Annotated in this window: 8 protein-coding genes and 1 pseudogene; 5 read left to right on the forward strand and 4 right to left on the reverse strand. The window is 64.3% G+C overall.

Going from position 1 to position 11,132, the window contains the following annotated elements:
• On the forward strand, positions 1-1,167 hold a 1,167-nt coding region (locus tag ACXJL8_RS20965), incomplete at its 5' end, for an allantoate amidohydrolase (protein ID WP_456685498.1).
• Between the two features lie 111 nt (positions 1,168-1,278).
• Positions 1,279-2,652 carry a hypothetical protein gene (locus tag ACXJL8_RS20970; protein WP_456685499.1) on the forward strand — a complete coding sequence of 458 codons (1,374 nt, stop codon included), beginning with the start codon at positions 1,279-1,281 and terminating at the stop codon, positions 2,650-2,652.
• A 13-nt stretch (positions 2,653-2,665) separates the two neighbouring features.
• Here ACXJL8_RS20970 and ACXJL8_RS20975 read toward each other — a convergent pair.
• A pseudogene (locus ACXJL8_RS20975) lies at positions 2,666-3,982 on the reverse strand (dicarboxylate/amino acid:cation symporter); the annotation flags it as partial.
• 85 nt (positions 3,983-4,067) lie between these two features.
• Entirely contained in the window at positions 4,068-5,081 is a 1,014-nt protein-coding gene (locus tag ACXJL8_RS20980; RefSeq protein ID WP_456623284.1) for a formamidase, read from the reverse strand.
• A 239-nt stretch (positions 5,082-5,320) separates the two neighbouring features.
• Between ACXJL8_RS20980 and ACXJL8_RS20985 the strand changes: the two genes are divergently transcribed.
• From ACXJL8_RS20985 to ACXJL8_RS20995, 3 genes are read left to right on the forward strand one after another with little or no spacing between them, the layout of a single operon-like run.
• On the forward strand, positions 5,321-5,983 hold the full coding sequence (locus ACXJL8_RS20985) for a TetR/AcrR family transcriptional regulator (protein ID WP_456623285.1): 663 nt from the start codon (positions 5,321-5,323) through the stop codon (positions 5,981-5,983).
• Positions 5,984-5,996: 13 nt separating this feature from the next.
• Positions 5,997-7,862, forward strand: coding sequence for an adenine deaminase (locus tag ACXJL8_RS20990; RefSeq protein WP_456685500.1), 1,866 nt, complete (start codon positions 5,997-5,999; stop codon positions 7,860-7,862).
• 13 nt (positions 7,863-7,875) lie between these two features.
• Positions 7,876-9,267 (forward strand): NCS2 family permease, encoded by a 1,392-nt coding sequence (locus ACXJL8_RS20995; RefSeq protein ID WP_456623287.1) that lies wholly within the window; start codon positions 7,876-7,878, stop codon positions 9,265-9,267.
• Positions 9,268-9,288: 21 nt separating this feature from the next.
• On the opposite strand, the gene ACXJL8_RS21000 is transcribed toward ACXJL8_RS20995, so the two are convergent.
• Together ACXJL8_RS21000 and ACXJL8_RS21005 are read right to left on the reverse strand one after the other, a co-directional pair.
• Complete coding sequence (locus ACXJL8_RS21000) at positions 9,289-9,510, reverse strand: hypothetical protein (protein ID WP_456623288.1); 222 nt, start codon at positions 9,508-9,510, stop codon at positions 9,289-9,291.
• Positions 9,511-10,053: 543 nt separating this feature from the next.
• Positions 10,054-11,132: VWA domain-containing protein (locus ACXJL8_RS21005; protein ID WP_456685501.1), on the reverse strand; the 1,079-nt coding region annotated here is incomplete at its 5' end.

Raw genomic sequence — 11,132 nt, forward strand, 5'->3', positions numbered from 1 at the left:
TATCTCAGCAAGGAATTGCGCAAAGCTGCGGACCTCATTCTGAGCTGGATGCGCGAGGCCGGCATGAGCGCGCACCTCGATGCGATCGGCAATGTCTGCGGCCGCTACGAAGGCGAGCGGCCGGGGGCGCCCTGCCTGATGCTCGGTTCACACTACGACACCGTGCGCGACGCCGGAAAGTGGGATGGGCCGCTGGGCGTGATCACGGCGATCTCCTGCGTCGCCGATCTCAACCGTCGCGGTAAGCGCCTGCCGTTTGCCATTGAGGTGATCGGTTTTGCCGACGAGGAGGGGGTGCGCTTCGCCTCGACCTTGCTCGGCAGCCGCGCGGTGGCAGGCACGTTTGATGAGAGCGTCCTGGCTGCGCGCGACCGGGACGGCGTCGCGATGCGCGATGCGCTCGTGCAATTCGGCCTCGATCCCGATCATGTGGGGGCGGCCGCGCGGGCACGGCGCGAGCTGCTGGCCTATCTCGAGCTGCATATCGAGCAGGGACCGGTGCTGGAGGCACAGAGCCTGCCCGTCGGCGTGGTCACCGCAATCGCGGGCGCCACGCGGCTCGCGGCACGGCTGACCGGCATGGCCGGTCATGCCGGCACGGTTCCGATGGCGCTCCGGCGCGACGCGCTCGCCGGCGCGGCCGAGTGCATCGGTGCAATCGAGCAGTTCTGCCGGACCGACCAGAGCGGGCTGGTCGGTACCGTCGGCTATATCCACGCCAAGCCCGGCGCGACCAACGTCATTCCGGGCGAGGTGTCGTTCACGATCGACATGCGCGCGCCGACCGACATGCACCGCAAGCGTGCGGTCGCCGACGTCGTCAGGCAGATCGAGGCAATCGCAAAACGCCGCCAATTGGCACTCCAGCTCGACGTCACCCATGAGAACCGCACCGCGCCCTGTGCGCCCTGGTTCAAGGAGCAGATCGCGCAGGCGATCGCCAGGGAAGGCTTTTCCGTGTTCGAACTACCGAGCGGGGCCGGGCACGACGGCATGGCGATGATCGACATCGCAGATGTCGGCATGATCTTCGTCCGCTGCCGCGGCGGCATCAGCCATCACCCGGACGAGCACGTGGAGCTGGCAGACGCCGACGCCGGCGCACGTGTGCTGCTCGGGGTGGTCGAGAATTTCAGGCCGCGGGAGGTCCGGGCCGGCGCGGATTGAAGATGCCTCCCGTCAGGAGCCCGCAAGTCACCGGGTAGAGATACGAATCAGACACCATTAGAATGGTGACTGCCATCACCGGGATCACCAGACATTCGCCGATTGACGCATATGAACAGCGACATCTCCTTTCCATCGCATCGTGAGAACCGATTTTACCAGGGTAGGGCTGCGACCTTTGTCGCCAACGCCCTTCAGGCGGTCAATTTTCTCGGTGATCGATTCCTGCGACAATCGCATCATTCGTTGTCGGCGATCGAGGACCTTTACCGTCATTCGATGGACAGTGCGTTTTCGGTGACGGAGTCCTTCCTGGTCACGGGCGCGCCGCATGCCTCAGCCTATTACCCGCGCGATTTCGCCTGGTTCTACCCTGATGTCCTCGACCCCGAAACCATCATGGATGCGCAGGACGCGGTGCGTCGGGCTCGGTTGCTCGAAAAGAGCGTCCGTCTCTTACTAGAAGCGGTTCGTGCCGACGTCGTCACGACGACCATTGTTCCTGCGGGACGCGGACGGTATCTCGGCGTGAACTACTTCTCGCGCCCATCGGACACGCTGCTCGGCATTCTCGCCGGTCTCCAGCAAATGCTCTCTGCCGAGGAGAGGRCATCGTCCTATCTGGCGATGTCGCAATGCGCGCATGCCGGCCGCCTGTTGCTGGCCGAATACGGCGCCGATCTGAAGCGCGCGATCCTGAAGCTCGCAAGCGAGCTCGAGTCGTTCGACGCTGACGGCACCAGATATTTGCTATGCGACGCCAGCGGGCCCCGCTCGGCGGCAACGGACACGCGGGCCGAGCGCCGGCGTTTCGTCACCAATGCCTGCGTCTACACAACGTTTGTTTGGGGCGTGCAGCTCGGGATCGTCGGCGAGAGCGAGCTGAAGCGGCTGCTCGGACGCGAGCTTGCGCAGTACAAGAGAGACCTGCTCCGTTTGTTCGGCAAGGACGGCTATATCAGGCATTCGCTTGACGGCCCGGCGGGTGCACCGGTGTCCTTGGTGGCCCTGGATTTCGTCAGCGTGCATCGCGGCTTCTGGGATATGAACGATGCCAGCGAGCGTGCGCTGTTTGCGACTACGACGGATCTGGTCATCGCGGAGCCGCGCTTCCGCATCCCCAGCACGTTTCACTTCCTGGTCTCCGCGGATAATCCACGGAACAAGATGATCCACAAGATCGCGGCGCCGGCCTATCAGGGGCGTTCGTCGTGGCCGACGTTCAATGTCGAATTCGCCGATCGCATGCTGGATTTTGATGAAGCCTCAGGGAGCGATATCTATCGGGCCTGCGCCCAGGGGATCTTGAAGGACATTCGGACCGCGACTGAGGTCCACGGCGGATATCAAGAACTGCTATCGGAACAGGGCCTGAAGTACCGCACCTGGGCCTACAAGGGCGCCGTGGCGCACTCCTGGTTTCCGCGCTTCCTGTCGGTCTGGAGCAGGGCGTTCGGAACGCCCTTGCTCCATTGGAACGGCTGACCGGCGGACGCTMTCCCGCCGTCACGTCCACCAGCTCGCCGCCGTCGAGCACCTTGGCTGCCTTGGCGCGGTCGAGGTCGCCTTCCCAGGCGGCGACCACGACGGTCGCGACGCAATTGCCGGTGAGGTTGCCGACCGCGCGGGCCATGCCGATGAACCAGTCGACCGACAGAACCAGCACGAGGCCGATCGCAGGGATGCTCGGCACCGCGTTCAGCGTCGCCGCCAGGATCACGATCGCCGAGCCAGGCACGCCATGCGCGCCCTTTGAGGTGATCAGGGAGACGCCGAGCACGAGCAGGAGATCGCCGAAGGACAGCGGCGTGTTGGTCGCCTGCGCGATGAAGACGACGGCGAGCGTGAGGTAGATCGAGAAGGCGTCGAGGTTGAAGGAATAGCCGGTCGGGATGACGAGGCCGACCACGGAATCCTTCACGCCCATACGCTCCAGCTTCTTCATGATCTGGGGCAGCACCGCGTCGGAAGAAGCGGTCGCGAGCACGATGGTCAGCTCCTCGCGCAGGTAGGCGAGGAATTTGAGGATGTTGATTCCGGCCAGCGCCATCACGCCGCCGAGCACGCCGAGCACGAAGATGCCGACCGAGACATAGAACAGCATCACCAGCGAGACCAGCTGCTTCAGCGAGCCGACGCCGTATTTGCCGACCGTGTAGGCGACCGCACCGAGCACGCCAAGTGGAGCAACTCGAACAATAAGCCCCATGACCCGGAACAGCACGGTAGAGGCGGCGTCGATGATCGAGGTGACGAGCTTGCCCTTTTCGCCGCCGACCAGCGCGAGGCCGACGCCGAACAGGACCGCGAAGAACAGCACCTGGAGGACGTCGTTGCGCGACAACGCGTCGAAGGAGGTGGTCGGGATCACGTTGAGCAGGAAGGACCCGATTCCGCCGCCCTGAAGCTTGTGGGCGTTGTCGGCATAGGTGTTGAGTGCCTTGGCATCCAGCGTCGAGGGATCGATGTTCATGCCGTGGCCGGGACCGAAGATGTAGGCCAGGATGAGCCCGACCACGAGGGCCACCGTGGTCATCACCTCGAAATAAACCAGCGCCTTGACGCCGACCCGGCCGACCTTCTTGAGATCGCCGGCGCCGGCAATGCCGTGTACGACGACGCAGAACACGATCGGGGCCACGATCATCGAGATCAGCTTCAGGAAGGCGTCGCTGAGGATCTTGAGGCTGATAGCGAAGTCCGGCACGGCCACGCCGAGGATGATGCCGAGGATCAGCGCGGCGAGGACCTGGACGAACAGCGAGGTGTAGAGCGGCTTGCGCTCGGCGGCCGGGGCCGCGGCAATGGTCGACATGGTGACTCCCCCGTTTTGACGACGTCCTGATCGTCAAAAGGAGCAACAACCGTGCCAGAATGTCGCGGCTTTTGCCGAAATCGGCCTATTCGGCCGCTTTGGCCGTCCTGCCGAACATCCGTGTCGGCGCCGGGAAGCCGCAGGAGGTGCCGTCGGTGATCTTGACCTCATCCTCCCAGGGCAGGCGGAAGGTGCCTGCGACCATGTCCTGCATGAACGTATAGGGACAGTCCATCGCGCCGCCCTTCACCGCGACATAACCGCGGTGCCAGAGCTGGTAGATGTTGTTCTCGACGCCCCAATTGATCCGGGCTTCGCGCACCAGGTCCGGCCGCACCTCGGCGGTGATGATCTCGTCGGCCCGCCCGGTGGTGCCATGCGCCAGCACGCTGCCGTCGAAATTGACGATCATGCCTTCGCCCATGGAATCGAACGAGCCGTCAGAGCCGCACATGCAGACATTCGCCGTCACCATCAGGTTCTGGAACGAATTGGCCCGGTTGGTGAAGCGCCAGGCTTCGCGGATCGGTGCGGTATAGCCGGCGGTGCGGATCATGATCTCCGCGCCCTTGTAGGCGCATTCGCGCGCCATCTCCGGGAACATGCCGTCATGGCAGATGATCAGCGCGATCTTGGCGCCGTTCGGGCCTTCGATCACGGGGATGCCGACGTCGCCGGGCTCCCATGGCTCGACTGGAATCCAGGGATGGAGCTTGCGGTAATAGAGCTTGATCTCGCCGTGGTCGTCGATGATCAGGCCGGAATTGTAGGGGTTGCCGTGCGGGTTGAACTCCATGATGGAGAAGCAGCCCCAGATCCGGTTGTCGATGCAGGCCTTCTTGAAAGCCGCAACCTCAGGCCCGTCGAGCCGGCACATGATCTCGGGATTGGTGTCCATCGAAAGCCCGTGCAGCGAGTATTCGGGGAAGACCACCAGATCCATGGTGGAGAGATTGCGGCGGGCCTTGCCGACCATCCAGACGATGCGTTCGGTCTGCTTCGCCAGATCGGACCGGGTCACGACGTTGGGCAGTTGCAACTGCACCAGGCCGATGACGACGCCGTTCGGAGATTTGTTCAGCCCGCCAAGCCCGTTCATGATTGAAGCCCGTTCATGATCAGCTCCCTTGCCGTCCGCGCTGCGCCGTTGCACGCGGTTCTCGACAGAGCAAATCCGATTTTGGCGACGCGCAAAAGTCCATTTTTCAGGCGACGGGCGCAAGTCGTACTCGTGAGGATCGCCGGCCGTGCCAGGGCGCACCGACGCCCATTGTTGCGGCGCGGAGTGCCTCAAGTCTCGGCTTGACCCTCCAATTCGCCAAATGTCAGACTTATGACATGAGTACAGCAAAGCGACATATCGCCAGCCTTCGTGACGAGTATGCCGAGATGACGCGGCAGCGCATCGTTGCGGCCTTCGTCGAGACACTGGAGGACGAGTCGGCCGACGACATTTCCATGGCCGCGGTGGCCAAGCGTGCGAAGGTGGCCGAGCGAACCATCTATCGGCACTTCAGGACGCGCGCAGAGCTGTTTGCGGCGGCCGGCGAGTGGATCGAGGACAACGTCTTCAGCTACATTCCCTTCACCTCGCCCGACGAGCTGCCGGACATCTTCCGTAAACTGTGCAAGCGGTTTGACCGTCATCCGCATCTGGCGCGCGCCATTGCCATGACGCGCGCGGGCCGCCGGGTGCGCGCAGGCTTCCGGCGGCACCTGATCGACCAGCATCGCAAGGCGATGGAGCCGCTGGTGCGGCATCTCCCCCCGAAGGAGATTCGCCAGGCGGAGGCGCTCGCGTCTTATCTCAACAACGTGCTGGCCTGGAACGCGATGCGCGAGGACTTTGGCATGACCAGCAGCGAGATCGCCGATGCCATCGAGTGGGCGCTCACGACTCTCCTGAAGGACGTCCGGCAGCGCGATGCCGCCGCGGCGCGCAGCGGCAAGGCCGGCAAAGCGCCGCGGAAGCGAAGCACGGCCCCGAAAGAGCCGGCGTAGAGTGAGGCAGGCCATGAATGCGATACCCGACGATCTCCTGATCAACGCCGCCGATGAGGTTCGCATCCGCCAGGATCTTGTGCTGACGTCGCTCGGGCGCCGCCCGGCCGATCGCAGCTTGCGGGTCGGCCGGCTGCTCGACGTGCACACCCGCACATGGAGCGAAGATCAGGAGATCGTGTTCAAGGGGCGACGGATCGCATGGGTCGGGCCCGCCGGAAGCTATCCCGGTGAAGTCCGCGAGCGCGTGCATCGCCCCCATCTCGCCGCCGTTCCCGGCTTTGGCGAGGTCCACAAGCATATCGAAAGCTCGCATCTGACGCCGGAATGGGAAGCGGCGCTGGTGCTGCCGCATGGCAATACCTGGACCTGCGAGGCGAGCCACGAATTCTCCAATGTCAACGGCGCACGCAATCTCGAATTCTGGTTCGAGGCTCGCCGTCGCGGATCGCCGCTGAAAATCTTTCCGCAACCTGGATCGGCGGTGCCGCCCACGGCCTATGAATGGGGTGGCGGCTGGTATGGCCGCGACGAGCAGGCGGGCTTCATGGCCGAGAGTCTGATGGTCACCGGGCTCGACGAGGTGATGGACTGGCCTGCGGTCTGGAATCCCGACAACCCCTCCTACAAGCGGCTGTGGGGCATGATCGAGGCCACGTTCGCCGCCCGCGGCGTTGTCGAAGGCCACGCCTCCGGTCTGCGGGACCTGCCATCGATCAACGCCTTTGCCGCCGCCGGGCTCGCCTCCGACCACGAAGTGCAGACGCCGGAGGAGACCTGGGACAAGCTGACCCGCGGTCTCTTCATCGAGTTGCGCGTCTACGCGATGCCCGAGATCGTCGCCTGGCTGCTCGCCAAGGGTTTGCAGGACTGGTCGCAGATCGCCTTCACCACCGACGACCGCAGCGCCAGCCACACGCTCGAGCTCGGCGCCAGCGACCACAATGCGCGGGTGGCGATCGAAGCCGGTCTCGCGCCGGAAGTCGCGATCCAGTGTCTTACCATCAATCCTGCGCGGCACATGCGGCTCACGCCGTTCGTCGGCAGCCTCGCCCCGGGGCGCTTCGGCGATGTCGTGCTGCTCTCGGATGTCGCCAAGCTGACCATCGCCGAGGTCTGGGCCGACGGCGCACAGGTGTCCGAAGGCAAGCGCTACCTGGGCAAGGTTCCTGAAATCTCCTGGCCCGATTGGGCGACCAGGACGGTGAATATCAAGCGCGCGATCCAACCGAAGGACTTCGAACTGCCGGCCGAACCCGGCCGTGCCACGATGAAAGCCGCCGTGATCCGCCCGTTCCATTGGCATCCGGAGTTCTACACCCTCGATTTGCCGGTGCGTGACGGCGCCGTGCAGCGCGATGAGAGCGAGGCCATCACCAAGTTTGCCATCGTCGATCGCTTCTCCGGCGACGGCCGGGTTGCAAAGATGTTCTGGCGCGGCTGCGGACCGCGCACGCCGGATACCGCGGTTGCCTGCTCGGTCGCGCACGACAAGCACAACATCTGGGTGGTCGGCTCGTCCGACGCCGCGATGGCCAAGGCCGTGAACGCGCTGGTCGAACGTCAAGGCGGATGGGCGCTGGTGCGGGAAGGCGAGCTCGTCGCCACTGTGCGGTTCGAAGTTGGCGGATTGATGAGCTGTCGCTCGGCGCAGGCGCTCGATGCCGAGATGCAGGCGCTCTATGCCGAGGGCCGCAAGGTGGACTGGATGTATGAGCCGACCTTCCGTCCGCGTTGGYATCCCGGATTTCCGGAGCGGCTGATGTTCGCGACGCTGACCTGCGCGCCCTGGAGCTGGGTGCTGGTCGCGCCCTGCGAGCAGGCGCCGCTCGGATTCATCAACGTGCAGACCGGCGAAGCGCACCCGGTGGTCTGGTAGAGGAGCGACTGCGATGAACGAGATGACGCCGCCGCAATCGGCTTCCGCAGAGACGACGTCGAACCCGGCCGCAGGCCTGCTCGACCGCATCTTCCGCCTCAACGAGCGCGACACCAGCGTTGGCCGTGAGGTGATGGCGGGCGCGACCACGTTCGCGGCGATGGCCTATATCATCGCGGTGAACCCCGCGATCATGTCCAATGCCGGAATGGATCGCGCCGATCTTGTCAGCGCCACCGCACTCGCCGCCATCTTCGGTTCGGCGATGATGGGACTCTGGGCCAATCTGCCGCTCGCCGTTGCGCCGGCCATGGGCTCGAACGTCATCTTCACCTATGTGATCGTCAAGCAGATGGGGATGCCATGGCAAGGCGCGCTTGCCATGGTCGCTTTCACCGGCGTCCTGTTCCTGATCCTCAGCCTGTCGAAGCTGCGCGAGCGTGTTGCCAGGGACGTTCCCGAGGCCTTGAAGATCGGCATCCAGGCGGCCGTCGGCACGCTCATTGTTTTTATTGCACTCCGTGGCGCCGGTTTCGTGGTGCAGAACCCCTCGACCTATATCGCGATGGGATCGCTGCGCAGCCCGCCGGTGCTGCTGACGCTCTTCGGTCTCCTGCTCACGCCGGTGCTGGTGGTGCGCCGGGTACCGGCGGCGTTGATCCTGTCGATCGCGGTGCTGACGCTGATCGGCTTTTTCGTCCCCGGCGCGAACGGCAAGATGGTAACATCGGTGCCCTCGGCCATCATGTCGTGGCCGCGCTGGCCCACGAGCACCTTCATGGCGCTCGATGTCGGCTATCTCTTCAGCCATTTCATCGTGGCGCTGCCGCTCCTGTTCTACTTCCTCTGCGCCGAATTCTTCTCGACCCTGGGCACGCTGATCGGCGTGACCGGCGCCGCCAATCTGCGCCGGCCCGATGGCTCGATCCCCAACGCCACCGCCGCATTTGCGACGGATGCGACGGCGTCCATCGTGGGACCGCTGCTCGGCACCTCCGTCGTCACGGCCTATATCGAGTCCATCACCGGCGTGCAGGCCGGCGGTCGCACCGGCCTGACCTCGCTGACCGTCGCAGCATTCTTCTGCCTCGCGCTGTTCTTCTGGCCGGTCTTCGTCATCATCCCGCCGCAAGCCACCGCGCCGGCGCTGGTGCTCGTCGGCGTCTTGATGATGCAGGGGCTCGCCCGCATCGACATGACCGATCTCGTCAATGCGGTGCCGATCGTGCTGACGTTGCTCGTCACCGTGCTGACCAACAATCTCATCAACGGCATGGCGCTGGGTACGTTGAGCCATATCGCGCTGGAGGTCACGATGGGCCGGCGGTCGCAGATTCCCGCGATGGTCTGGGGCCTTGGTGTGGTGTTCGTTGCCTACGCGATCGTGATCGCGCAGATATTCTAGATGCATCGACGTTGCGGATGCCTATGCGGCGAGATCCAGTAGCCGACACGACCCGCGCACCAGCACCTTGCGTCCATTCGGCGTCATGACAGGTACGCCGTCGCTGACGACGACAAGACCAAGCTTGACGAGGCCTTCGACGACATAGGCCTTCGTGAGGCGACCGTTCGGCACCGGATTGCGAAGCGCGCGCAGCGCCTCCCACTGGTCCGGTGAAAGATCGAAGTCGACGTCGTTGCTCATGTTGCCTCAAGCGATGGTACCGTTGGCGCCCCTGTTAACGGCGCTCCATGAAGACCATGCGACGACAATGAGTCCGGAATTCGGTGGGCTGTTTGGAACGTCTCTTCACAAATTGCCGCACATCGTTGYGTCACAAGAGTTAAGATCGCTTGCGGACGAAGATCGTCCCGATTTCCGATCACTTGTTGATGATTTGCTCTTGATGCGGCGCCGCAAGCTTCCGCACTGCACGGGAAGTATGGCTGTCCCATTGCGCGCTGCGATGTGCACAGGAAAGTGAGGTCGAGGGTTCAAGACTCTGTTACCCTGATTCGCGGGGAATGACTTCACGTCGCAGGAGTGGAGTGCATGAAGAGGCTGGCGGAAATTCGCAGTGCCGTGAGCGCGCCGCGCTCGATTCGGAGCGACGCGTTTTCTGGCTCGCGCAGGCGGAAGAGTGGGAGCAGCGCGCCCTCGACGAAATCGCATATCACTTTCGGGAGTGTAATCTCACCCAGGCCAGGCTGATCGCGGCCTGACGCCAGAGGCGCACGCGATCGCCGCCTACTGATACGTGGCTACAATATCGGACACCGCACGCTCGAGCTGTTGGGCGGTGGCGCATTGGCGCACGAGGCTGCAAAAGGTCGCGTAGCGCGGCATTTCCGAGTCGCCAAAGCCCCAGGCGAGCCGTCCTTCGGGATTGAGCCAGACCAGCCGCTTCGAGCGCTCGGAGACGCGGCGCAGAATGTCGGCGCGCGGGTCGAGGTTGTTGCTGCGGGCATCGCCGAGCACGATCACCGTGGTCTGCGGCGTCAGCGTGCTCATCCAATCCTTCTCGAAATCGACGAGGGAGGAACCATAGTCGGACGAGCCGAATCCGACCTTGGACATGATCTCGGCCATGGCCTCTTCCGGTGACTTCGATTCCAGGATGTCGCTGACCTCGATCAGGTGCGAGGAGAAAGCGAAGGAGCGGACGTCGTCGACCACCTCGTGCAGCGAGTGGATCAGAAGCAGGAAGAAATCGGACACCTGTGCGACCGAGCCGGAGACGTCGCAGAGCGCAACGATCTTGGGTCGGTCGCGGTGCTTGCGCTTCCACGCCGTGAGGAAGGGGACGCCGCCCCAGGCGGCGTTGCGGCGCAGCGTGCGGCGTACGTCGAGATGGCCGCGGCGCTGGCGCTTGCGCGGCTTCGAATAGCGCTCGCGCAGGCGCCGTGCGATCTTGCGGATCAGCGCGCGCATTTCCTCGACTTGCCGCCGTTCGATGCGCGCGAGCGGCGCGTTCCGCAGGATCTCGTTGCGGAGGTTTTCGGCCTCCTCGCGGGCATAGAGCGCGAGCCCCTGCGCGACGGTGTCGCGCACGGCCTCGCGCAAGCCGTCGAGCGCGGCACGCAGCCGCTCGGCCAGCGCCGGGTTGGTCGCGGTCAACTCATCGAGGTCGTCGCGCAGACGCTGGAGGCCCATGGCGTCGAGGATACGGCTGGAGAATATCCCGCGCTGCGTGGAGTAGCGGATGTCGGACAGGGACGCAGTGCCGGCCGCACTGGCCATCGCGGCCGCGATCGCGTTACGATCCTGCGACAACAGCATCTGCGCAAGCGGGCCCAAAGCTTCGGGAGGCTGACCTTGGCCCACAT

It is taken from the genome of Bradyrhizobium sp. P5_C11_2 (assembly GCF_054049755.1).

Excerpts from the sequence above, each read along its gene's own strand:
- ACXJL8_RS21000 (WP_456623288.1), bottom strand. The coding sequence starts at position 9,510 with ATGAGCAACGACGTCGACTTCGATCTTTCACCGGACCAGTGGGAGGCG.
- ACXJL8_RS20980 (WP_456623284.1), bottom strand. The coding sequence starts at position 5,081 with ATGAACGGGCTTGGCGGGCTGAACAAATCTCCGAACGGCGTCGTCATC.
- ACXJL8_RS20985 (WP_456623285.1), top strand. The coding sequence starts at position 5,321 with ATGAGTACAGCAAAGCGACATATCGCCAGCCTTCGTGACGAGTATGCC.
- ACXJL8_RS20995 (WP_456623287.1), top strand. The coding sequence starts at position 7,876 with ATGAACGAGATGACGCCGCCGCAATCGGCTTCCGCAGAGACGACGTCG.